Source organism: Mesorhizobium sp. M0894, assembly GCF_040319725.1.
Lineage (GTDB): Bacteria > Pseudomonadota > Alphaproteobacteria > Rhizobiales > Rhizobiaceae > Mesorhizobium.
Genome location: NZ_JAMYOG010000003.1, coordinates 68,644 through 91,817, shown reverse-complemented (window position 1 = coordinate 91,817; position 23,174 = coordinate 68,644). Strand labels below are relative to the sequence as shown.

Below are 23,174 nucleotides of genomic sequence, written 5' to 3'. Positions count from 1 at the left end.
GCCATGGCCCAGCCGCTTGCCGACGAAGACGAGGAAAAGCCGCTCGACCCCGAGGTCGAAAAGGTGCGGAGGAAGCTCGTCCGCTTCGTCGCCATCAATCTCGGCCTGCTGTTCCTCGCCCTTATGGTGGTGATCGCGGCGCTTGTCTACAAAGCGCGCAATGCACCGCCTGCCGCCCCGCCGTTGACGAGCGACATCCAGGTGTCGGCAGGCGAGCCGGTCAGTGGCGACATCGTGCTGCCGGTCGGCGCCAGGGTGGTCAGCCAATCGCTCTCGGGCAATCGCCTGTCGATCGACGCCGAGTTGGCCGACGGCAGCCGCGCCATTTTCGTCTACGACACCACTGAGCGCCGCATCGTCGGCCGCTTTTCGATCAGGAACAAATGACCGGTTTTGCCGAACACCGCAGCATTGCCACGGTCGCGCTCGTCGTCGCAAATTATGACGAGGCGATCTCCTGGTATGTCGACCGGCTGGGTTTTGTCCTCACCGAAGATGTCGATCTCGGCGGCGGCAAACGCTGGGTCACGATCACGCCGGGCAACGGGCAGGGCGCGCGGCTGCTTCTCGCCGAGGCATCCGGCGATGCGCAAAGGCACGCCGTCGGCAACCAGACCGGCGGGCGGGTTTTTTTGTTCCTCGAAACCGACGAGTTTGCCCGTGACTATGCGCTGATGTTCCAAAAGGGCGTCGAGTTCCGCGAGGCGCCGCGCCATGAAGCCTATGGCACGGTCGCGGTTTTCGCCGATCTCCATGGAAATCTCTGGGACCTGATCGAGCCAAAACGCTAGGCTTGCAGCGGATATTTCACCGGCGCGACAGGCAGCCTTAAGCCTAGTTGCTTTTTCCCAGCCGTCAGCCTATATCGCCGGTTCTTGAACGCGCCCATCGTCTAGCGGTCAGGACACCGCCCTCTCACGGCGGGAACAGGGGTTCGATTCCCCTTGGGCGTACCAATCGTTTCAACTACTTAGCGGGCCGGCAGGTAAAACCGTCAAATAACGGTCAAATAAGCCATTCGTAGGATCCATTTTTGAGGTGCCTAGAGCGCCGTGAGCCGCGCCGCTTGGCAAGCAGTTGAGCAAAACCGTTGAGCAAGGATGGGGACCATCACTATGTGCCGCAGTTTCACCTCCGGCGGTGGGCCGACACTGCTGGCTATGTGACACAATGGGGCAGAATCAAGCACAATGGAAAACTGACTAGAAAGGGGGTAGCTCCTGCTGCCACCGGATACGTCCCAGGTCTTTACGCTTTGGAGCACGTCCCCGCGGACAAGGTCCACCTTGTGGAAGAACGGGTTTTCGGTTTCGTAGACGACAAAGCAGCACCCATCCTCGAGAAGATGGTCGTTCGAGGGGCAAAATCGCTCTCCATTGAAGAACGATACTGGTGGGCGATCTATCTGAACGCGGCGCTGCTGCGTGTCCCTCATGTTGTCGCGTCGATATCAAAGCGCATTGAAGAGATGCAGCAAAAAATACTTTCGGAACCCGATGCAGACTTCGACGCTGCAAAAGGGTCCGCACCCGAACGAAACCTACTCGAATGGGCTCAGAATCACGCACCTAGTGCATTGGCCAATTCTGGCATGGAAACCTTGTCCAAGATGATCGGCGAGAGCCGGCCAATTGAGCGCCTGCTTTCCTTCTGGTGGACAGTACGCGACGTCAGCAATTCAAGTCGGCCTCTCATGCTCGGCGACGACCCACTTGAACGCATTGGAGACCTCTACCGTCCGAAATGTCTCATAAATCTCCCCATCTCCCCTGGTCACGCCTTTTTCGCAACAAACGCGCGGTCAATCGCAGAAAACATCGCTAAGATGCCCGATAGGCGCGTGGTAGACGCCACGAACATCTCCACCATCTCCACAGCGAAGAAATTTGTGTATGGCGACGCAGAGCCCAGCTTCGTCGATCGTTACCTAACAAGAACGGAGTCGTCCTCACACTTGGTCTAACTCCCTTCGCGGGGAGGCGGCAAACCGTTGAGGGGCGCTTGCGCGCCCGGCAGAGCTGCGTCACTTTCAGCCGAAAGGCAGCGAGGAAGGAGACCCGATGGCCGCAACGAAAGACCAGTGGAAGGCTTTCCGCGAAGAACTTAGCCAGCAGCTCGAAGAGGAGCGCCGGTTCATCACCAATGCCGAAGCAGGGAAAACGGGCATTTGGACTGTTCAGCCAGGCAAGGGAAAAGTCGATACCACGGCTGCTCATGTTGAGATATCGAGGCGCGCAGTCCAGGCTCTTGAGGGGGTAATTGCCAAGATCGATCAGGACCATCTGGCAGAATAACTCTTGCGGTCGAATTAGGAATATGGTCCTCATTTGCGCCGGTGCGGCGATCCACTTAACGGAGATCGCAAAATGGCCAGAACCAAACCATCCAAGCAACTTGCACAGGCCGAGATCGACCGCTTCATGGCGGCTGCGGAAGAGCTTGAGGCCGTAGCGTTGGAAGTACGCTAAACAACAGCAAGACGTCGTTGGCAACTTAGTACAGATTGAAACAGGTAAGATGCGGTTTTCGGAGGAATTGATGCATTACACACTTCATGCTGCGCCAGGCTCTTGCTCTTTTGCACCTCACATCGTCATGGAGGAGATTGGAAGGCCCTATTCGCTGGCGTTGATGTCGCCAGGTCATCCCGAAGCCAAGACCGACGAATTTCACCGCTTAAACCCGAAAGGGCGAATCCCTGTTCTCATTGCCGACAATTTCACTCTCACTGAAGCGCCGGCAATCTTATTTCACCTGGGCCTGACGAATCCAGACGCGCGGCTCCTGGGAGCGAATGCAGAAAACATCATCCGTTCCATCGAATGGTTTAACTGGCTATCGAGTGCGGTTCACGCGGTCGCCGTCCGAATGATCTGGCGCGCCGACTTTTTCTTACCGGATCAATCGATGTACGAGCCCTTGGTTCATAAAGGAAAGGAGCACTTGGCTTCCGCGTTTGCGCTTATAGAATCCAAGTTGACGGATCGAGATTGGGCCGTAGGAGAGTCCTATTCAATAGTTGATCCGTATTTGCTCGTATTCTACAGGTGGGGAAATCGCATGGCCGTAGACATGCGAAATACCTACCCCGCTTGGACCTCTCATGCACGTCGGTTGGAGGAGCGAGCGGCTGTGCAACGAGCCTTAACGCAAGAGGGAATATCCCTCTGGGAGTAGCTGTCGCGTTGCCGAATCCAAAAATTCGCAAGACCATCGATCCTACGCGGTCGTACTTAAATGTCTGGTAGCGTTGTTTAGCGGGAAACCAACGCTACGGCCTCAGCTTCACAAGAGCATTGTCCGGCCGCTGCTATCGCCTACCTGCGACCATTATCGGGCGCTTCGAGCGGTCCATGAACCCTGTTGAAATCGGTGAAGGACATTACCGGCAAGGATGCAGCTTTCATCCGATGGCACGGCTCGGGGCCAGCGATAGCGGCAGCGGGGAAGCGCCTCATTGCCACCTTAACGCCACCCATGTTGTTCTCCTTCCCTGAAATATAGCTCAAGTATCCCGGCCCCGAAACGGGGGCGACATATGTGAGTATTGGGTCCTCAGGAAACAAGATGGCGTCGTCCGTGTCGACTATCCGTTCCGTGACGCTGCCCGCCGCATGTCCGATGCCTGATTGGCGAGGATTCGGGCTTCCGTCCGTTTGAAGCTGTCCGGCTGATTTGACTCAGCGCACTATCCACGGCCCCGGCGACGCGATCGGCAAGCATGCCGACGGCATGGCTGGGCTCTAAACGCGCCATACTCCAGTTGCAGTATCGTAGCTTCTTTGCCGTTCGAATTTCTCTCAGTCATGGCTTCGCACGATACCAAGATATGCTGCGAACGACACATCCACGGCGGGCTCAACCATTCGATCTATTCCGGCAAGCCGAAAAGTGTTTGCGCGCCTGCTATTCCTCCGAGCGGATGACTTCCCATGGCGATCATCGGCTCGGTAGTTTCTGCCTCGAACACTGTCGACGCGAGCACCGTCCGTCCCAACGGCTTGCACAGCCCTTCGATGCGGCTGACAAGATTTACAGCCTTGCCGATCGCGGTGAAGTCCAACCTGCCGGCAGTGCCGATGTTCCCCCAGAGTATCTCGCCGACATGCAGGCCAATGCCATATCCGAGCTCAGGGCCGCCATTGCGGCGCCGAGTTTGGTTGAGATGATCTATCCCGGCGCGCGTGGCCTTCACGGCGCGTACCGCAGCGTCACATGCGGCATTTGCATCGCGCTCGCCAATCGGGAAAATCGCGAGGACGCCATCACCTATAAACTTGAGAACCTCACCACCAAATGCGTGCACCGCGCCCGCGACGCAATCGAACCAGGCATCAAGTACCAATACGATCTCGTCTGCATCATGAACCTCGGATAGATCGGTGAAACCTCGAAGGTCCGCGCACAGAAGCGCAGCCCGTATCGTCTCTCCCTTTACTCGACGAGAATGACCGTTGAGCACATGTGCTGCACTGCGCTTTCCCAAATATGCTTCGAGCAATGCGCGTTTCGCGGACCGTTCTGCGAGTGCGGTCATCGGAGCCGCAGCAAACCGGGAGATTTGCCGCAGCAGCTCTGACTGCGCCTCATCCGGAGTATGATCGAACGCCCACACCAAAGTCGGTGCGACACCGCCCGCTCGCTCGTCGAACACCATCGCCCGCGTCGTGCCAAGCCACTCCCGCAGCACGAGCCGGGGATCGGCATTCTGGCGGTCGGCGCCTATGCCCAAAGCCTCGACCACTTCATTCCCAGGCGCTCGCCAGAGCCAGATGCGGCGTGAAATGATCGGGTCGGGAGCATCCTGCGCCAGCGCGCCGGCGATGATCGGCAGGCCGTCTTCCATCAAATGCGTTGAGAGCTGCAATAGAAGTCGCCCACCGTCGCCAATATGCGCGGCGTCGTCCAGAAGGAATGAAAGCGAGTTTGCGAGAAGCATCGGCAGAAGGTCACTCGGCACAGGCTTATGCTTACGCCTCGAACATCTTCTTGCAACTCCCCACATTCGCTTCAATCATGCACGGTATTCGATGCGGATGTGACCTGGAGTGAGCGATGGCGGAATCGGTTTACACAGAGATTGAGGTCGCCGCGCCACAAGCGACCGTGTTCGCGCTTTTGACGGATCCGGACCAGATCGTGCGATGGATCGGGACCGAAGCGAATTTGGATGCATCGCCGGGCGGTCTGTTCCTCGTCAATGTCGGTGGTCGCCATATGGCCCGCGGTGAGTTCACCGAGGTGATCCCGGTCCACCGTCTTGCCTACAGTTTTGGCTGGGAAGACAACGAGACCGTGCCGCCCGGCTCCAGCCATGTCGAGATCGACCTGATCGCGAGGGATGCGGGGACACTGATCCGCTTCACGCACAGCGGACTGCCGAACGCAAAGGAGCGTGACAGCCACCGAAGGGGATGGGAGCACTACCTCTCACGGCTGAAGATCACTGCCGATGGGGGACATGTCGATCCCGACGTGCCGATGAAGAATATGTGATTTTCATCTAAGGGCCGCGGATGCCCGTAATCCGAACCAGGCGCGGCATGCGTCAACGAGGCCCCTTTGACCTGCCGTCGCCAAACCGGCCGCTCGGGAAACCCAGCGACCTGCGGGCTGCCGCACCATTACAGCTGCCGGCGACGGATCGTTTCGGCGAGCTCGGCGAAGGCGTCCGCGATCCCGGTGCCGCTCTTGGCGCCTGCGTGGAGTTCTTGAAACTCAGCGCTTCTGGCGCAACGCCTCGGATTGAATTAGCATCCGTTCATCAAAGCTCCGGCCGCACTCCTGCAGGATGCGGAATGCGGAGCGCAGGCGAGCGAGGCCGGGCGCGGTCACATGCCGGGCGCTGATCCAAGCGCGACTGGGCATCCGAACTTCCGTTCGGCGGCAAGACGGCGTGGCCGGGAGGAGTCAGATGCAGAAGCTGCAATCACAAGGCGTCCATCACATCACGCTGGTCGGCGCCGATCGCCAGAGCTCCATCGATTTCTGGGAAGGCGTGCTCGGCATGCCTTTCATCTTCGAGCAGCCCAACCTCGACAAAGCCAGCGAAAGCCATCTTTATTTCGATCCGGGCGACGGCCGGCTGATCACCGTCTTCACCGACGAGAGCCGCACGCCGGTCAAGCGGCGCACGCCAACCGATACGGGCTGCGTCCATCACATCGCTTTCGCGGTGTCGCGCGTCACCTTTTTGCAGGCGGTCGGCCGGCTCGACGAGCGCGCCATCAAGCACAGCGGCGTCAAGGATCGCGGCTTCATGGACTCGATCTACTTCGAGGATCCGCTCGGCCTGCTGATCGAGCTCGCCTCCTACCGTTTCGAGCCGCCGGCGGGCTTCACCCATGCCGACGTGTTGATGCAGGCGCACAAGATCCGCGTCGCGCGCGGCGACTACGCAATAGCCGAGGTGCATCTCGCCGACGCGATCCAGGCGCTTGTCGAGCGCTCCCGCGCGACCTTGTCGGAAGACCGCGCTCCGAAAGATCCATACTGACGACAGGCCAAACAAAGGGAGGACACAATGGCAAAGACGACAACGAAGAGTGCAAAGAAGCCGGCCGCCAAGGCCGCTCCGAAACCAGCTGCCAAGGCCGCGACAAAGCCTGCTGCCAAGGCGTCGAAAGCGTCCGCCAAGTCGGCAACGAAAGCCGCCGCAAAACCTGCAGCCAAGGCATCCGCGAAGTCCGCGCGGAAGGCCGTAGCGAAATCAGCGAAAAAACCCGCGCTGATGCTCAGCATGCTGAAGCCGAGCGTCAACAATATGAGCGTACGGGTGTTTGCGCGCGCGGCCGGGCTCGACCATTCCGAGACCGACGTATGGGGCCACACGCGCTCGCCTGAATATATGGCGCGAAACCCGGCCCACCTGACCCCGATGATCGAGGACAAGGGCCTGCCGAGAGGTGTCTTGTGGGAAAGCTGCGCCATCATGCAGTACCTCGCCAACAAGCACGGGCTGGAAAAATTGTACCCTAAGGAACCCGCCAAGCGGGCAATGATCGACAGTGCCATGTTCTACCTGATCGGCACGCTCTACCCCTATGTGGCGCGCGCCACCTATCCAGCACTGAATTTCCCGCAATATGCCGGCGAGGTCGGCCACAGCGACGCTCATCCCGACAGGAAATCGGAAGCCCAGAAGGCCGCGGCGGCCGCAATTGCCGAGCCGCTGGAGGTCTTTCACAGCTTCTTCAGGAACGGCAAGCCGTTCATCGGCGGCAAGAACCCGTCGATCGCCGACATCCGTCTGGCGGCGACGCTCGAGTTCCTCGCCGTCATCGACTATGCGCTGCCCCAATGGGCAAAAGACTATATGACGGCGATCGAGAAGAAGCTCGGCAAGGCCTATGCCGAGCCGGCCGGCGATGTGCGCGGCTATATCGCCTATGTGCGGTCGCAGGCCAACGCCTGAGGCACGTGCAGGCCGGCGATCGTCCGTACGTTCTGCAGGAGCCGGTAACGATCTGGGGTAATTCTTTTTACTCTCCCCTGTTTGCACGATGTGGGGAGCTTAAGGTTTCGTTAACCGAAACCCTTTCTACTGTATCCACCTCCAGCCCGCGACCACGGATGTACTGGCGCGGATGGAAAGCAAAGGTCGGCTGCTCGCCGGCCTTTTGCTTGTTGCAGCCCTGCCGAAGTTGCGGTCGACGGCGCTTCCCGACGCCTGCATGGCTGATGAAGCGCGTTGCTGGCACCTTGTCATCGCCGATGTCGGCCCTACCATCGAAGTTAGTCACGTCCTCGAGGGCGGTTCAAGGACAGAGGCCCTGTCATGAAAAGCATTGCTGGAATGGTGGTGATTGCAGGCGCCATGCTGGCGGGTGCAGCCGGTCAATCGAATGCAGCGACGCTCAACACCATGCCCGAGGTCGGGGCTGCCATCCAGGCGTGCTGGACCCCCCCAGCGAATGCCGGGAATTCCACCGTCACCCTGAGCTTCAGCTTCAGGCGCAATGGCACGCTGATCGGCCGGCCCAAGCCGACCGCCATCCGCGTGGCCGGCGACGACAAGGCGCGGCAAGCTTTTGTCGACGCGGCGATTGCGGCCGTGGACCACTGCCTGCCGTTGAGCCTTTCACCGGCGCTGGCTGAAGGCATCCCGGGCAAGGTGTTCACTCTGCAATTCAACTCGCCCAAACAAAAACAGCCTGCAACGCGAGTGCAGGCTTCGCCTTGATCTTTTCCGACAACCGGATTCTACTTTTCGGGATCTAGCGCATGTCGAGCAAAAGTGTGCAGCGGTTTTGCGACAACGACATGCATAAAACAAGAACCTAAGCGCGTCGCATGAGGCCGGGTCGACCGCGATGCGCTTTAGTGGCGGCTTCGTCTGGCCTCGACATGTCGCGCCAGTTCCGGCATTTCGAAGACATAGTCGCTCCAGGCCGATTCCGGAATCTGGCCGGCGAGATAGCACTCCAGCAAAAGCCTCTGCTCGTGGTCGAGCGGCCTCGGTGTGCGTTCATGGTCCAGCCCAAGTGAATGGAACAGATTCCTGGTCAGGCCCGCGACAGTGAAATGAATCGACATTTGCGGTCTCCTCCTTGGCCGCTCAACGCCGAACGTGGGGCTAAGGTTTCAGCAACGGCCGGCCGGTAACGCCGGATTGATCGCGGTGCGGATCCGGCCGGGTGCTTCAAACTTCGCCGTGGCGCGAGTTCGCCGGCGCTGCTGCCGGTTCGTCTCAATCTTGAAATAAAAATGTAATATTGAATTTACGCCAGCGGATATAATACACTAGAACTAAAGTCTCTGGTGGCGGTGCGGTCTACTTCAATTAGGTAAAACTGATTTAGCCAGTACTTATCCATAGTCGACAAAGAAATCCTGTTCTCGGCGCAACAAGGACAATGGTCGCTCCAATGACACGCTTCTGGCTTCTCACGATTCTGATGCTGGTGTCGGCAATAGCCGTTGCGCTCGGCACGTCCTCCTCCTATGCGGATAGCTGCGGCGCGATCAGGAGCCAATTGCTTTCGGCGGGGCGTGGCGCCGGGACCAGCCCCGAGCTTGCCCAACTACGCCGGCAACTCGCCGCGATTCAAAGGCTGGAGAGACAGCGCCGATGCACGGCGAAAACGGCCGGGTTCTTCTTCAACCCCTGCGCCGACCTCGTAAGCAGCAAGGCGGAGGTGCAACGGCAGATCGCCAGACTGTCGAATTCGGGCAGGGACACCTCCGGCCTGAAGGCCAGGTTCGTCGCGCTAGGCTGCGCCGCCCCCGCTGCCAAGAAGCAGCAGGCGCAGCAGAACCAGCCGCAGGCACAGCAGCGCACAGCACCAAAACCTCAGTCCGCAGGCGCAATAATGGGTGGCAATCGGATGATGTTTTGCGTTCGCTTGTCGGACGGATATTTCTTCCCCGCGCCAAAATCGCAGTTCGCCAAGAACGACGATCTGAAGGAAACGGTCGATCAGTGCCGCTATATCTGCGACGATGCAGGCGCCGAACTCTATACGCTGAGCGATGCCACCCGCGAGACCGAAGAGATGATCGCGCTCGAGACGCAAAAGCCCTATGTGGAGCTTGCGACCGCCTTCAGGTACCGCGACGACGCGAACTTCAAGGCCTGCGATGTCAAGCGCTATTACCAGCGCGTCGCCGAACTCAGGGCACGAACCGTGACACCGGCCAACATGAGCAACGCCATCATTCCGTTGCCGACGGCAAAGCCGGATTTTGGCATCGTCGCGGAAATTCCTGAATCCGGGATCCAAACCGCCGGTACCGCTCTCGCAGGGGAAAAAACGCCGGTTGCCGAGGTACCAGGGGCTGCCCAGCATCAGTCGGTCGAAAGAGCGATCGGCGCGCGGCCGGTGAGAGTGGTCGGGCCGGCCTTTTTCCCGGCGGACTGACCAAGGCAGGCGATGTCCCGAGACGGCGAACGGCTGGCCGGATAGCCGCTTCAAGGCCTACAGCCGCACGCATCGACCGACGGCCGGTTGGTTATTCGCAGACCATGCGGGCCCGTTTGCCGGGCTGGCTGACATTCCTGCAGGTGAGCGGCTTCGCCGGCTCCGATGACAGCATGGGCGGATTGGCGACCTTCCTTCGTGGCGCTGCAACGGAAGCTGCGCTCCGGCGCACCGCCGGCCTTTTCGGCGTTTGAGGCGCCACAGGAAAGACATCGGTCTCCAGCTGCGACTGTTCGGCTTGCGCCTGCGGAGAAGGCCGGTCCCAGAAACGGCGAACATCGAGCGGCTTGGGAATGATCACGGTGCCGTCATAGCTGCGCGCGCAGCCGGTTCCCAGAAGCAGCGCCAGGCACAGGAAGACAGGCAGAATCCGTCGAAACATCAGCAACACCCCTGCAAGCTTATAACGCTGCTTCGGCCCAACCGACAACCGGCGGAATAATGCAGAGGGAGTAGGTAAGGTGAAGTAGAAATCGTCGCACTTCCAGTCGAAGGCCCCGCTCGAAAGATCGAGCGCCGGGTCGGGCGCGGATGGAGGTCCAGCGCGAGGCGAGTTAAAACCTTGCGATTCGTCACCGCTTCCAGCGTAAGGCCATGGTGCGATCGCACCATACCCAATGGCGCGCTCAGTCGCGACAATGGGATATTCGAAGTTCCGCTCCTCCAGTTACGGGCGGGAGCAGCGACCGCCGGCAAGAAACAGGGTCAGATTTACCCCAACGGACCTGTTTCGGCGATGGCGCGGCCATGACACGTTCTGGCTGCATGCAACGCGCTCCCGTCCGGCTTTTTTCTTCTCAAGGTCAGTGGCTGCTATCGTCGAGCGGACAAAGCCGGCCGGAATTCACGCAAGCTGCTGATTCCAGCGGCAAACCGCGGCCCATGCCGACAAAGCCCGCGGCCGTTCCTTCTTAACCCGGCTGGACGACGTTACCGGAGCGACATGAAACTGTCATGCGACTGTAATAATCGGGGGCTATTGGCCTCAGCGGGCGCCGGAGGAATGGCGCCGAGAGACCATATTCCGAACAGGAGCAGGCCACATGAGACATTTCATCCGCTCGGCGGCCGTTGCGATTGCAATGGCTGCGGCGACGACTACCCTCACCCTGTCCGCCGCGCTCGCCGCGGACATCTCCGGCGCCGGCGCCACCTTCCCCTACCCGATCTATGCGAAGTGGGCCGACACCTACAAGAAAGACACCGGCATTGGGCTTAACTATCAGTCGATCGGTTCCGGCGGCGGCATCAAGCAGATCAAAGCCAAGACCGTTACCTTCGGCGCTTCTGATGCGCCGCTGAAAGGCGAAGAGCTTGAATCGTCCGGATTGGCTCAGTTCCCGATGGTGATGGGCGGCATCGTTCCCGTCGTCAACCTCGAAGGCATCAGGCCGGGCGAGTTGGTTCTCGACGGCCCGACGCTGGCCGACATCTTCCTCGGCAAGATCACGAGCTGGGATGACGAGGCGATCAAGAAGCTCAATCCCGACGTCAAGCTGCCTTCGCAGGCGATCGCGGTCGTTCACCGTTCTGATGGGTCGGGCACGACGTTCAACTTCACATACTACCTCGGCGACGTCAGCGCGGACTGGAAAGAAAAGGTCGGCGTCGACAAGGCCGTGGAATGGCCCGTGGGCATCGGCGCCAAGGGCAATGAGGGCGTTGCCAACAACGTCTCCCAGACCGGCGGCGCGATCGGCTATGTCGAATACGCCTATGCCAAGCAGAACAAGCTCACCCACACCGATATGATCAACAAGGACGGCAAGAAGGTCGAACCCACCGCGGCGGCATTCTCGGCGGCAGCGGCCAATGCCGACTGGAGCTCGCAGCCGGGCTATGGCGTCATCCTCGCCAACGAGCCGGGCGCCGAGTCCTGGCCGATGACGGCGGCAACGTGGATCCTGCTCTACAAGAAGCCGGATGATGCCGCGACCACCGGCGAAGCGCTCAAATTCTTCGCCTGGGCATACGACAAGGGCGACGAGATGGCCGGCGAGCTGGACTACGTTCCGATGCCCGACAAGGTGGTTGAGAGCGTCAAGGCCATGTGGGCTAAGGAAGTCGTCGGCGACGACGGCAAGCCGCTCTACTCGGCTATGTAATCTCCTCAGGGAGGGCGTCGATGGCGCCCTCCCTGTTGCCTTTAATCGCGAGGACCCAATGACCATCGCTTCCGATGCCATGCCATCATCTGCAGCAGCCCGGGCCAGGGAAGCTACGGTGCGGCGCTTCGCGCTCACAGATGCCATATTCCGCGGACTCACCCGCGCTTCCGCAATTCTTGTGCTGGTCATCCTCGGCGGTGTCGCGATCTCGCTGTTTGCCGGCTCGTGGCAGGCGCTGTCGTCCTTCGGTTTCTCCTTCCTGACGACTGAAAGCTGGAATCCGGTCACGGAAAAATTTGGCGCGCTGGCGCCGATCTACGGCACCCTGGTCACGGCGGCCATCGCCATCCTGATCGCGGTTCCGATCGGCATCGGCATTGCAGTTTTTCTCACCGAGCTCTGCCCGCGCCCGCTCAGGCGCCCGATCGGCATCGCGGTCGAGCTATTGGCCGGCATTCCCTCGATCATCTATGGTATCTGGGGCCTGTTCGTGTTCGCGCCGTTCCTGCAGACGACGATACAGCCCTTCATCATCAACATCTTCCACGGCGTGCCGGGACTATCCAGCCTTTTCGCCGGCCCTCCTTACGGCATCGGCCTTCTGACCTCGGCGCTGATCCTCGCCATCATGGTGCTGCCCTTCATCACCTCGATCACCAAGGATGTGTTCGATACGGTGCCGGCGGTGCTGAAGGAATCGGCCTACGGCATCGGTTGCACGACCTGGGAAGTGACCCGGCGCGTGGTCATTCCCTATACCCGCATCGGCATCATGGGCGGCGTCATGCTTGGCCTCGGCCGGGCACTCGGCGAAACCATGGCGGTGACTTTCGTCATCGGCAACGCCCATCGAATCAGTGCCTCCCTGTTCGCACCGGGCACGACGATCTCGGCGACCATCGCCAATGAATTCACCGAGGCCGACGGCGACCTCTACACCTCCTCGCTGGTTTCGCTCGGCCTGATCCTCTTCGTCATCACCTTCCTGATCCTTGCCGCCGCCCGCTATATGCTGATGCGGATCGACGCCCGTACGGGAGCCTGACCGATGTCGACATCCTCATCGCTCCACAGCCGCCGCAAAGCCAGGAATTCGGTGATGATGGCGCTTTGCGTCGTCGCCGCCGGCATCGGGCTTGCCTGGCTGGCGCTCATCCTCGGCGCACTGGTCTATAAGGGCACAGCCGGGCTTTCGTTCGCGGTCTTCACCGAGATGACACCACCACCGGGCGAGGCCGGCGGCCTGCTCAATGCCATCGCGGGCAGCCTGCTGATGACGATCATCGCCGTTGTCGTCGGCACGCCGATCGGCGTGCTGGCGGGAACCTACATGGCCGAGTATGGACGCTTTTCGCGCATCACCACCGTCGTCCGCTTCATCAACGACATCCTGTTGTCGGCGCCGTCGATCATCATCGGCTTGTTTGTCTATGAGCTGATGGTGCGGCCAATGGGACATTTCTCGGCCATTGCCGGCGCCGTTGCGCTTGCCATCCTGGTCATTCCGGTGGTCGTGCGCACCACTGAAGACATGCTCAACCTGGTGCCGAACGCGTTGCGTGAAGCCGGTGCCGCGATCGGCGCGCCACGCTGGGTGGTGATCCGTTCGGTCGCATACCGCGCCGCATTGTCCGGCATCGTCACCGGCATATTGCTGGCGATAGCACGCATTTCCGGCGAGACGGCGCCGCTGCTCTTCACCGCGCTCAACAACCAGTTCTGGAGCAGCAATATCAACGCGCCGATGGCCAGCCTGCCGGTGACCATCTTCCAGTTCGCTCTCAGCCCTTACGAGGAATGGCAGCAACTGGCGTGGACCGGCGCACTCATAATCACCCTGACGGTTCTGGGCTTGAGCATCCTCGCCCGCAGCCTTACCGGACGCAGAGAGGACAGATGACACAGATGTTGTCCCCAGACATGACGATGGCCAAAACGGTCGCCGAGAAGACGAAGATCGAGGTCAAGAATCTCAACTTCTACTACGGCCAGAGCAAGGCGCTGAAGGACATCAGCCTGTCGCTGCCTGAGCGCAGTGTCACGGCCTTCATCGGCCCTTCGGGCTGCGGGAAATCGACGCTGCTGCGTGTGTTCAACCGCATCTACGAACTCTACCCAAAACAGACGGCCGAGGGCCAGGTGCTGCTCGACGGCAAGAACATTCTCGACCGGTCGCAGGATCTCAACCTCCTCAGGACCAAGATCGGCATGGTGTTCCAGAAGCCGACGCCGTTCCCGATGTCGATCTACGAGAACATCGCCTTCGGCGTCAGGCTCTACGAGAACCTCGGCAAGTCCGAGATGGACGGCCGCGTCGAACAGGCGTTGAAGCGCGCCGCGCTGTGGAGCGAGGTCAAGGACAAGCTCAACGCCAGCGGCTTGAGCCTGTCCGGCGGCCAGCAGCAGCGGCTCTGTATCGCCCGCACCGTGGCCGTGAAGCCGGAAGTCATTCTGCTCGACGAACCGGCTTCGGCCCTCGACCCGCTGTCGACTGCCAAGATCGAGGAACTGATCGACGAATTGCAAGCCGACTACACGATCGTCATCGTCACCCACAACATGCAGCAGGCGGCGCGCGTGTCGCGCCAGACAGCCTTCATGTATCTGGGTGAACTGGTCGAGTTCGACCGGACCGAGAAGATCTTCACGTCGCCCCGCGAGAAGCGCACGCAGGACTACATCACTGGCCGCTTCGGCTGAGCCGTTCCGATCATGCATATGAGGACAGGACCATGGGCGAACACACAGTCGCTTCTTTCGACGAGGATCTCGAACAGATCAGCAAGCTGATCCGCGACATGGCCGACCTCGCCGGTTCGATGGTCGGCGGGGCGACCAAGGCCCTGTTGAATTCCGACAACGTGCTGGCGCAACGCGTCGTTTCCGACGACGCCATCATGGATGCGCGTCAACGCGAACTGGACGACCGCGCCATCACCCTGATCGCCAAACGCCAGCCGATGGCCCACGATCTTCGCCATGTGGTCGGAGCGATCCGCATGGCGGGCGACCTCGAACGCATCGGCGACCTTGCCAAGAATATCGCCAAGCGTGTGAGTGCGGTCGGCCTTAGCGTCACACCGCGCGACCTATCGCATTCCATCGATGCGATGGCGCAGCTGGTTCTCATCCAGGTGCAGGGTGTCATCGAGGAATATGCTGCAGGCGATGCGGCCGCGTTGGCCAAGCTGCGTGCCGCCGACGAGCGCATCGACGTCAAATACACGTCCGTGTTCCGCGAGCTGTTGACCTACATGATGGAAGATCCGCGCAACATCACCGCTTGCACGCACCTGCTGTTCTGCGCCAAGAATCTGGAGCGGATCGGCGACCATGTCACCAACATCGCCGAAAATGCGTATTATGTGCTGACCGGCGAGCAATTGCCGGTCAATCGTCCGAAGCAGGACGAAACGACAATGTCCGCACCGGTGACATGATGGGGGTGCCCAGCCGATGATCGCACCACGTATAATGGTGGTGGAGGACGAGGAGCCGTTGGGTGTGCTGCTCCGCTACAATCTCGAATCCGAAGGCTACCAGGTCGAGGTGGTGACACGCGGCGACGAAGCCGAGATCCGTTTGCAGGAGAATGTGCCCGACCTTTTGGTGCTCGACTGGATGATACCAGCGGTTTCCGGCATCGAGCTCTGTCGTCGGTTGCGGGTGCGCCCCGAAACCGAGCGGCTGCCGATCATCATGCTGACCGCGCGCGGCGAGGAGAGCGACCGGGTGCGCGGTCTTTCGACCGGCGCTGACGACTATCTGGTGAAACCGTTTTCGACACCAGAATTCATGGCCAGGGTCAAGGCGCTGCTGCGGCGCGCCAAGCCGGAAGTGCTGTCCAGCGTGCTAAAGGTCGGCGACATCGTGCTCGATCGCGAATCGCACAGGGTCTATCGCAAGAAGAGCGAAATCAGGCTCGGGCCGACCGAATTCCGGCTGCTCGAGTTCATGATGCGGCATCCGGGCCGTGTCTTCTCGCGCAGCCAGTTACTCGATAATGTCTGGGGCGAGACAATCTACATCGACGAACGCACCGTCGACGTGCATGTCGGGCGGCTGCGCAAAGCCGTCAACAACGGCCGGATGCCGGATGTCATCCGCACCATCCGCGGTGCCGGCTATGCGATCAGGGAAGATTGACCCGCCTGGTCAGGCTACGTTCTTTCTGACGCTGGGCCTCATTTGCGCGCCCGGCGCGAAAATCTCCTGGTCGACGAAGCTTAACGCCCGCATCGCGCAGCCTTCGCGGATCAGCGGCAATTCGTTCGGCTCTGTATCGAAGGAGATCGAGCCTGAATGCTGACCGCCGGCGGTCTGGGCGATTGCCTTCCGCAAGGCCGGCTCGATCAGATCGAAGGCGGCGGCACTGGCGCCGACCATCGCGACCGGTGCCGGATCGATCAGCGCGAACAGCGAGCCGAGACCGAAACCCAGCGCCTCGCCGGCCTTGCGGTAGGCCTCGCGTTCCGGCCCATCTTTCTCGCGCGCCCGAGCCGCCAGTGCTCGCATGTCGGCGTCGCTGACGTCGGCGACCGGTTCGCTGTCGTCGCTCATCTGTCTGGCGTTGCGCCAGATGGCGTAGTTGCCGGCATAGGCCTCGATGCAGCCGCGCCGCCCGCAACGGCAGAGCGCGCCGCCCGGACGATGGATCATGTGGCCAAATTCGCCGCCCGAGGAATGCGTCCCGGTGAACAGTTCGCCCTTCAGCACCAGCCCCATGCCGATGCCATGCGAAAGCAGGATGGCGATGAAGTCGTCGCGATAGCGATCCGGATTGCGCCAGCGCAAAGCCACCGCCATCATGTTGCAGTCGTTCTCCACCGTTGCCGGGATGCCGAATTCGCCCTCCAGCATGTCGGCAAAGGCGATGTCGGTCTGCGGCGTGATCGGCGACCACAGCATGGCGCGTGCAGGGGAGTCGGTAATGCCCTGAATCGCCAGGGCGATGCGGGCGACACTGCGGACGTCAAGGTCTGGATCCTGCAGCCGGCGCCGGACGATGGCCATGCATTCACGGATCAGCTCGTCGCGCGGCATGGTCAGCGTGTCCAGCCGGCGCTGTTCCTCGGCGACCACCTGTCCCGTATAGTCGATAATGGCGGCCGACAGGAAATTCAGCGACAACACCACGGTCAGCACCGCCGCCGCTTCCGGGTTGAGGGCGAGGCCGACCTGCGGACGACCGCGTTTCAACGAAACGGGCTCACTTGCCTTGCTCTCGGCGAGGATGCCTTCCCGTATCAGGTCGGAAGAGATCGCCGATATGGTCGAATGGCTGAGGCCGGTGGTTGCGGCGATCTCCGTACGCGATGGCTGGCCGGCCCGGCGCACGGCCGAGATCACCATCGCCCGGTTGCGCCGGCGCAAATCGTCATGGCGGATTCCGACCGACATCGTTTTGCTTTCCTCCCGGTTTGCCGCGGCCGCTCATGAACCGGAAGCCGTCGGTAATGCCGACAAATAGTGTCGGATGAGGCAAATAGTGTCAGATGCAGGTGGCGCTGTCATCGTTTATTCCGAAGCTCGAAAAAAGTCGCAGCAACATCAAAATCCATCAGAATCGATGTTGACAGCAGCGGGAGATCGGGCCAGTATTTTTTCGAGGCTCGAAAAAATTAGCGCCTCTAAGCTGGCCTTTGGGGCCAATTGGTCACGCCGTACGCGGCGCAGGGAGGATATGATGAAGAAATTCACGACCGCCATTCTGGCGGGTGTCGCCATGACGCTGGCGCTTGCGTCGGTGGCGCAGGCTAAGGACAAGGTCATCGGCGTTTCCTGGTCGAACTTCCAGGAAGAGCGCTGGAAGACCGACGAAGCCGCAATGAAGGCGGCCATCGAGGCTGCCGGCGACAAGTATATCTCCGCCGACGCACAGTCCAATCCGGGCAAGCAGCTCACCGACGTCGAGAGCCTGATCTCGCAGGGCGCCAACGCACTGATCATCCTGGCGCAGGACGCCTCGGCGATAGGGCCGGCCGTGCAAAAGGCGCTGGACGAAGGTATTCCGGTTGTCGGCTACGACCGGCTGATCGAGAACAAGGACGTCTTTTACCTGACCTTCGACAACAAGGAAGTCGGCCGCATGCAGGCCCGCGACGTGTTCAAGGTGAAGCCGGAAGGCAACTATGTCTTCATCAAGGGCTCGGGCGCCGATCCGAATGCCGATTTCCTTTTTGCCGGTTCGATGGAAGTGCTGAAGGACGCCATCGACAGCGGCAAGATCAAGAATGTCGGCGAGGCCTATACCGACGGCTGGCTGCCGGCCAACGCCCAGAAGAACATGGAACAGTTCCTGACCGCGAACGACAACAAGGTCGATGCGGTGGTCGCCGCTAACGACGGCACTGCCGGCGGCGTCGTCGCCGCACTGACGGCGCAAGGGTTGGCTGGATCGGTTCCGGTCTCGGGCCAGGACGGCGACCACGCCGCGCTGAACCGCATCGCGCTCGGCACACAGACGGTCTCGGTGTGGAAGGACGCGCGCGAGCTCGGCAAGAACGCCGCCGAGATCGCCTCGCAATTGGCCGACGGCAAGCAGATGACCGACATTGCCGGCGTGAAGGATTTCACCACGCCCGGCGGCAACACCGTAAAGTCCCTGTTCCTGACCCCGGTCGCCATCACCAAGGACAACCTCAACGTCGTCATCGACGCCGGCTGGATCAAGAAAGAAGAGGTCTGCGCGGGCGTGGCGGCGGGCGCTGTTCCGGTCTGCAACTGATCCGAGTTTCCGAGAAGTCCGAACGCCGCGGCCGCTTGCCGCGGCGTTTTTTCAAGAAAGAATTGTTTTTCCGCTTCCGGCGGATAACTTCTAGGCTGCTTCCGGCATCCGCGGCAGACGGCAACCCGGCGGGAGAAACATCATGACCGACACGACTTCCAACACGCCGGTCGACAGCTCGACGGCAGACCGGGCGCGGGAATCGGAGGCCGGCGTCGTTGCCCGATTTCTCAAAGCAACCGAACTCGACACGCGCATGCTCGGCATGGTCGGCGCGCTGCTGGTCATCTGGGTCGGGATCCACATACTGTCGGGCGGGCTCTTCCTGACGCCGCGCAATCTCTGGAACCTTTCGGTGCAGACCTCGTCGGTGGCGATCATGGCGACCGGCATGGTGCTGGTCATCGTGATGCGTAACATCGATCTTTCCGTCGGCTCCGTGGAAGGCGTGATCGGCATGGTGATGGGCGTGGCGCAGGCCGAATTCCTCGTCCGCATCATGGGATTTCAGCTTGGCAGCCCCTGGCTGTGGGTCATCGCACTGGCCGCCGGCCTGGTGCTCGGCCTGGCTATCGGAGCGTTTCAGGGTTTCATCATCGCCTATCTCCAGGTTCCTGCCTTTATCGTGACGCTCGGCGGATTGCTGGTCTGGCGCGGCATGGCATGGCTGATCACCAGCGGGCGCACCGTTGCGCCGCTGGACAGGACCTTCCAGTTGATGGGCGGCGGACCACGGGGCTCGATCGGCGCCACCTGGAGCTGGATCGTCGGTGTCCTCGCCTGCGCGGCCGTTGCCTTCATGCTCTTCAACGGCCGCTCGCAGCGCAAGCGCTTCAACTTTCCGCTGCGCCCTGTCTGGGCGGAAAGCTTGCTCGGCGTGATAGCCTGCGCCGCCATCCTCGGCGCCGTGTGGATCGCCAATTCCTATCCTTGGCCGGTCGGCATCGTACGCCAATATGCCCAGCAGAACGGCATCACCGTTCCCGAGGGCGGGTTGTTCATCGCCCACGGCATCGCCATACCTGTGCTGATGGCCGTGGCCGCGGGCATCGTCATGACCTTCATCACCAGACGCACCCGTTTCGGCCGCTATGTCTTTGCCATAGGCGGCAATCCGGAAGCGGCCGAACTCGCCGGCATCAACACACGCTGGGTCACCATGAAGGTGTTCATGATCATGGGCGTGCTGGCCGCGATCAGTGCGGCGATCGCATCGGCGCGCCTCAACGCGTCGACTAATGCGCTGGGGACCCTGGACGAGCTGCTGGTCATCGCGGCGGCCGTGATCGGCGGCACGTCGCTCGCCGGCGGCTCCGGCACGGTGCTCGGCGCCATGCTCGGCGCGCTTTTGATGCAGTCGCTGCAATCCGGCATGGTGCTGCTCGGCATCGATTCGCCGCTGCAGAGCATCGTTGTCGGCGCCGTGCTGGTGGTCGCGGTGTGGCTCGATACCGTCTATCGCAAACGGGTCTAGTGAGGAGAACGAGCATGGCAGACAGGACCGCTCCCACGGGCACGCCGCTGATCGACATGCGCAACATCTCGATCGCCTTCGGCGGCATTCGCGCCGTCGACGATGCCTCGGTCGATCTTTTTCCGGGCGAGGTGATGGCTTTGCTCGGCCATAACGGTGCCGGCAAATCGACGTTGATAAAAATCCTGTCCGGCGCCTACAAGCGCGATGCGGGCCAGATTTTCGTCAACGGCGAGGAGGCTTCGATCTCCAATCCCCGCGACGCCAAGAAGTACGGTATCGAGACGATCTACCAGACGCTGGCGCTGGCCGATAATGTCGACGCGGCTGCCAACCTGTTTCTCGGCCGTGAGCTGATGACCGGCTGGGGTACGCTCGACGACGTCGCCATGGAGGCTGAGGCGCGCAAGGTGATGGGCAGGCTCAATCCGCGCTTCCAACGCTTCAAGGAGCCGGTGGTAAAGCTTTCGGGCGGCCAGCGGCAGTCGGTTGCGATCGCCCGCGCCATCCTGTTCAACGCCCGCATCCTGATCATGGACGAGCCGACAGCGGCACTCGGGCCGCAGGAGACGGCACAGGTCGGCGAACTGGTCAGGCAGCTCAAGGCCGACGGCATCGGCATCTTCCTGATCAGCCATGACATCCATGACGTGTTCGAGCTTGCCGACCGCGTCTGCGTCATGAAGAACGGTCGGGTTGTCGGCACGGCGCGCACGACCGATGTCACCCAGGACGAGGTGCTCGGCATGATCATCCTCGGCAAGTGCCCGCCCGGCGCCATCCCAGGGCCGGGCGCCCTGAAGATCGCGGCCTGAACGAGAATTAGCCGGCTAATCACAAGTCGCCAAAATGTGCCAGCAGTCACCATGCTTTGGCCTCCCCATTGTGTTGGCGTCGGGAGTTGCCCATAAAGATGCCGAACCGTCCACGGGACGTATCGGCAATTGAAGAAACTCTTTCCGACCGTAGCTTTCATCGCCGTCGCGCTGATCAGCCTGACGATGGCGGGTTTTGCCTATTTTGCCACCCAGGAAGCCGCCCGTATAAAATTCGAGGCGACGGCGGACGACGCGCTTAACCGGATCGAAAGCCGCATCGACCTGGACCTGTCGCTGCTGCGCTCAACCCGGGCATTGTTCGATGCGCGCAATGGCGGTATCTCGCAAGGCGAGTTCAAGGCTTTCTTCAACGCGCTCGACATCGACAATAATTTCGCCGGCCTGCGCGGCATCGGCTTCCTCCGCCTGGCGAAAACTGAAAACGAGGCGGCGGTCGAGCGCGATATCCTGCACGATCACGGCGCAAGCCATCCGATCTATCCCGACACGAACTTGCCGTGGCGTACGCCCATCGTGCTGTTCGAGCCGCTGGACCCGTCCAATAAATCCAGCATCGGTTATGATATGTTCGCCGGGCCGGTGCGGCGCGAGGCGATCGAAAAGGCGATGGTCGACGACCAGCTGCACGCCAGCGGGCTCGTGCAGCTCGGCAAGGATACGGGTGCCGCGCAGACCTTCACCGGGTTCCTCGTCTTCGTCCGGCTCAATGTCGAAACCGCGCCGGACGCCGTCAACGCATCGAGATCTTCGACTGCCGGCTTCCTCTATGCGGCCTTCCGCTCCCGGGACCTGTTCCAGGCTGCGCTCAGCCGGGCACCTCTGTTGCCGGTCAACACCGAAATCTATGACGGCGCTGTGAACAGTGACAACCTGCTGTTCCAGTCGGAAACGCCGCCTGTTTCAGCCCTTGGCGACAGGCTGCTGATCACCCGCAAGATCACCGTTGCCGGTCGGCCGTGGGTCGTCCTGTTCAGGCCGACAAGTGCTTTCTCGCAACCTTCCTCGCGTGCCATTCCGGTGATGCTCGGATTGTTCGGGCTACTGCTTGCGGGCGCCATCGCGCTGGTGGCCCGCTATCAGGAGCGGGCCTATGAGGCGGTCTCGCTGCTTCACGAAACGACCGAAAAGAGCCTGCTGGAAAAAGACCTGATGCTGCAGGAGATGAAGCATCGCATCAAGAACTCGATCACGCGGGTGCTGGCAATCGCGCGCCAGACAGCATCGCACACCGCCGACGTCCAAGAGTTCTCGGCATCATTTTCGGCTCGGCTGCAGGCGATGGCGGCTTCCCAGGACATGCTGACGCGCTCACGCTGGCAGAAAGCCGATCTCGGCGACCTGCTGCGCATCGAGCTTGGCCAGGTGTTCGGAAGCGAGCTTCCTGAAGGGCTGTTGTCGGGACCGGAGGTTCTTCTCGACGAAAAGACGACGCAGGCACTCGGCCTCGTCTTTCACGAACTGGCGACGAATGCGCTGAAGCATGGCGAAACCGGCAATTCAGTCGGTGCGCTCAAGGTCGACTGGTCGCTCGAAGGCCGCGGCGGAGCCCGGACATTGGCTCTCAACTGGCGCGAGGCCGGGCAGAGGAAGCTCGAGACACCGGCGAAGAGCGGTTTCGGCACCAGACTGATCGATCTCAACGTCACACGCGAGTTGCGTGGCACAATCAGGCGCGATTTTCACGAAAACGGCTTGAACGTGGAAATCAAGGTTCCGCTGCCGGCTTGAAACGCCGTCTCGTGAGCCGCATCGCGACAGCGCTTTGGAAGTGCAAACGCGGAGACAGGTGGTCTGCCTCCGCGTTTGCTGTTCGCCTGGAACTCGAAACTAGTTGCAGCGAGCTGTGTAGATCCGGCCGTGACGATCTCTGTATTGGCAGTAGCCATTTTGCAGGCGGCGAACCAGCAGACCGCCAATCGCACCAGCGCCAGCGCCGATCAAAGCGCCCTTGCCGCCGCCGACAGCGCCACCAATAAGCGCGCCGCCCACAGTGCCGATACCCACGTTCTCTTCCGTGGTGGTGCAGCCGCTGACCGCAACCACGGCAACCATGGCAATAATCATCTTCCGCATGGAGTCATCCTCACTTTGTCCTCACTTTAACAA

General features: G+C 61.1%; 25 protein-coding genes and 1 tRNA gene. 21 read left to right on the top strand and 5 right to left on the bottom strand.

Features of this window, described 5'->3' with window-relative positions; genetic code table 11:
* Positions 1-3 precede the first annotated feature (3 nt).
* The 6 genes from NKH91_RS06680 (at position 4) to NKH91_RS06655 (ending at position 3,177) form a co-directional block, all read left to right on the top strand.
* Positions 4-387, top strand: coding sequence for a fimbrial protein (locus NKH91_RS06680; protein WP_352494185.1), 384 nt, complete (start codon positions 4-6; stop codon positions 385-387).
* Positions 384-791, top strand: coding sequence for a VOC family protein (locus tag NKH91_RS06675; protein WP_352494186.1), 408 nt, complete (start codon positions 384-386; stop codon positions 789-791). The genes NKH91_RS06680 and NKH91_RS06675 overlap by 4 nt, the downstream gene beginning before the upstream one ends.
* A 90-nt stretch (positions 792-881) precedes the next feature.
* Positions 882-956 (top strand) — tRNA-Glu (locus tag NKH91_RS06670).
* A gap of 161 nt (positions 957-1,117) precedes the next feature.
* Complete coding sequence (locus NKH91_RS06665; protein WP_352588427.1) at positions 1,118-1,963, top strand: DUF4238 domain-containing protein; 846 nt, start codon at positions 1,118-1,120, stop codon at positions 1,961-1,963.
* 97 nt (positions 1,964-2,060) lie between these two features.
* Positions 2,061-2,294, top strand: a complete 234-nt coding sequence (locus NKH91_RS06660) for a hypothetical protein (protein ID WP_352494188.1) — start codon at positions 2,061-2,063, stop codon at positions 2,292-2,294.
* A 244-nt stretch (positions 2,295-2,538) separates the two neighbouring features.
* Positions 2,539-3,177: a glutathione S-transferase family protein gene (locus NKH91_RS06655; protein WP_352588326.1), complete on the top strand. Its 639-nt coding sequence runs from the start codon at positions 2,539-2,541 to the stop codon at positions 3,175-3,177.
* A 694-nt stretch (positions 3,178-3,871) separates the two neighbouring features.
* On the opposite strand, the gene NKH91_RS06650 is transcribed toward NKH91_RS06655, so the two are convergent.
* Positions 3,872-4,939 carry an adenylate/guanylate cyclase domain-containing protein gene (locus tag NKH91_RS06650; protein ID WP_023720940.1) on the bottom strand — a complete coding sequence of 356 codons (1,068 nt, stop codon included), beginning with the start codon at positions 4,937-4,939 and terminating at the stop codon, positions 3,872-3,874.
* A gap of 116 nt (positions 4,940-5,055) precedes the next feature.
* On the opposite strand from NKH91_RS06650, the gene NKH91_RS06645 reads away from it, so the two are divergent.
* The 4 genes from NKH91_RS06645 to tolA all read left to right on the top strand — a co-directional run bounded on the left by NKH91_RS06645 (position 5,056) and on the right by tolA (position 8,182).
* Positions 5,056-5,496 (top strand): SRPBCC family protein, encoded by a 441-nt coding sequence (locus tag NKH91_RS06645; protein ID WP_023678521.1) that lies wholly within the window; start codon positions 5,056-5,058, stop codon positions 5,494-5,496.
* A gap of 418 nt (positions 5,497-5,914) precedes the next feature.
* Positions 5,915-6,496: a VOC family protein gene (locus NKH91_RS06640; RefSeq protein ID WP_023720938.1), complete on the top strand. Its 582-nt coding sequence runs from the start codon at positions 5,915-5,917 to the stop codon at positions 6,494-6,496.
* 27 nt (positions 6,497-6,523) lie between these two features.
* The gene (locus NKH91_RS06635; RefSeq protein ID WP_352588332.1) at positions 6,524-7,414 is read left to right on the top strand and encodes a glutathione S-transferase family protein; all 891 of its coding nucleotides are present in this window, start codon (positions 6,524-6,526) and stop codon (positions 7,412-7,414) included.
* 363 nt (positions 7,415-7,777) lie between these two features.
* Positions 7,778-8,182, top strand: a complete 405-nt coding sequence (tolA, locus tag NKH91_RS06630) for a cell envelope integrity protein TolA (protein ID WP_352999141.1) — start codon at positions 7,778-7,780, stop codon at positions 8,180-8,182.
* 137 nt (positions 8,183-8,319) lie between these two features.
* On the opposite strand, the gene NKH91_RS06625 is transcribed toward tolA, so the two are convergent.
* Positions 8,320-8,535, bottom strand: a complete 216-nt coding sequence (locus tag NKH91_RS06625; protein WP_023720934.1) for a hypothetical protein — start codon at positions 8,533-8,535, stop codon at positions 8,320-8,322.
* Positions 8,536-8,867: 332 nt separating this feature from the next.
* Between NKH91_RS06625 and NKH91_RS06620 the strand changes: the two genes are divergently transcribed.
* Complete coding sequence (locus NKH91_RS06620) at positions 8,868-9,860, top strand: DUF2865 domain-containing protein (RefSeq protein WP_352884049.1); 993 nt, start codon at positions 8,868-8,870, stop codon at positions 9,858-9,860.
* A 91-nt stretch (positions 9,861-9,951) separates the two neighbouring features.
* Here NKH91_RS06620 and NKH91_RS06615 read toward each other — a convergent pair whose 3' ends face one another.
* Entirely contained in the window at positions 9,952-10,302 is a 351-nt protein-coding gene (locus tag NKH91_RS06615; protein WP_023720932.1) for a hypothetical protein, read from the bottom strand.
* Positions 10,303-10,963: 661 nt separating this feature from the next.
* Here NKH91_RS06615 and pstS point away from each other — a divergent pair.
* From pstS to phoB, 6 genes are read left to right on the top strand one after another with little or no spacing between them, the layout of a single operon-like run.
* The gene (gene pstS, locus NKH91_RS06610; RefSeq protein WP_352847197.1) at positions 10,964-12,025 is read left to right on the top strand and encodes a phosphate ABC transporter substrate-binding protein PstS; all 1,062 of its coding nucleotides are present in this window, start codon (positions 10,964-10,966) and stop codon (positions 12,023-12,025) included.
* A 58-nt stretch (positions 12,026-12,083) separates the two neighbouring features.
* Positions 12,084-13,073 (top strand): phosphate ABC transporter permease subunit PstC, encoded by a 990-nt coding sequence (gene pstC / locus NKH91_RS06605; protein WP_352451142.1) that lies wholly within the window; start codon positions 12,084-12,086, stop codon positions 13,071-13,073.
* 3 nt (positions 13,074-13,076) lie between these two features.
* The gene (pstA, locus tag NKH91_RS06600; protein ID WP_023720929.1) at positions 13,077-13,928 is read left to right on the top strand and encodes a phosphate ABC transporter permease PstA; all 852 of its coding nucleotides are present in this window, start codon (positions 13,077-13,079) and stop codon (positions 13,926-13,928) included.
* Entirely contained in the window at positions 13,925-14,728 is an 804-nt protein-coding gene (gene pstB, locus NKH91_RS06595; RefSeq protein ID WP_352847200.1) for a phosphate ABC transporter ATP-binding protein PstB, read from the top strand. The genes pstA and pstB overlap by 4 nt, the downstream gene beginning before the upstream one ends.
* Before the next feature lie 32 nt (positions 14,729-14,760).
* Positions 14,761-15,468, top strand: coding sequence for a phosphate signaling complex protein PhoU (phoU, locus tag NKH91_RS06590; protein WP_254816572.1), 708 nt, complete (start codon positions 14,761-14,763; stop codon positions 15,466-15,468).
* Positions 15,469-15,484: 16 nt separating this feature from the next.
* Positions 15,485-16,174 (top strand): phosphate regulon transcriptional regulator PhoB, encoded by a 690-nt coding sequence (phoB, locus tag NKH91_RS06585; protein ID WP_031212149.1) that lies wholly within the window; start codon positions 15,485-15,487, stop codon positions 16,172-16,174.
* A 9-nt stretch (positions 16,175-16,183) separates the two neighbouring features.
* On the opposite strand, the gene NKH91_RS06580 is transcribed toward phoB, so the two are convergent.
* On the bottom strand, positions 16,184-17,428 hold the full coding sequence (locus NKH91_RS06580) for an ROK family protein (RefSeq protein ID WP_352619693.1): 1,245 nt from the start codon (positions 17,426-17,428) through the stop codon (positions 16,184-16,186).
* Between the two features lie 286 nt (positions 17,429-17,714).
* On the opposite strand from NKH91_RS06580, the gene xylF reads away from it, so the two are divergent.
* From xylF to NKH91_RS06560, 4 genes are all read left to right on the top strand, one after another.
* Positions 17,715-18,755, top strand: coding sequence for a D-xylose ABC transporter substrate-binding protein (xylF, locus tag NKH91_RS06575; RefSeq protein ID WP_352494193.1), 1,041 nt, complete (start codon positions 17,715-17,717; stop codon positions 18,753-18,755).
* A gap of 142 nt (positions 18,756-18,897) precedes the next feature.
* The gene (locus NKH91_RS06570; RefSeq protein WP_352494194.1) at positions 18,898-20,229 is read left to right on the top strand and encodes a sugar ABC transporter permease; all 1,332 of its coding nucleotides are present in this window, start codon (positions 18,898-18,900) and stop codon (positions 20,227-20,229) included.
* A gap of 14 nt (positions 20,230-20,243) precedes the next feature.
* Positions 20,244-21,044, top strand: coding sequence for an ATP-binding cassette domain-containing protein (locus NKH91_RS06565; RefSeq protein ID WP_023720922.1), 801 nt, complete (start codon positions 20,244-20,246; stop codon positions 21,042-21,044).
* Positions 21,045-21,173: 129 nt separating this feature from the next.
* Positions 21,174-22,796 (top strand): CHASE domain-containing protein, encoded by a 1,623-nt coding sequence (locus NKH91_RS06560; protein WP_352817753.1) that lies wholly within the window; start codon positions 21,174-21,176, stop codon positions 22,794-22,796.
* Positions 22,797-22,895: 99 nt separating this feature from the next.
* Here NKH91_RS06560 and NKH91_RS06555 read toward each other — a convergent pair whose 3' ends face one another.
* Positions 22,896-23,141: a YMGG-like glycine zipper-containing protein gene (locus NKH91_RS06555; RefSeq protein ID WP_006328050.1), complete on the bottom strand. Its 246-nt coding sequence runs from the start codon at positions 23,139-23,141 to the stop codon at positions 22,896-22,898.
* Positions 23,142-23,174: the final 33 nt, after the last annotated feature.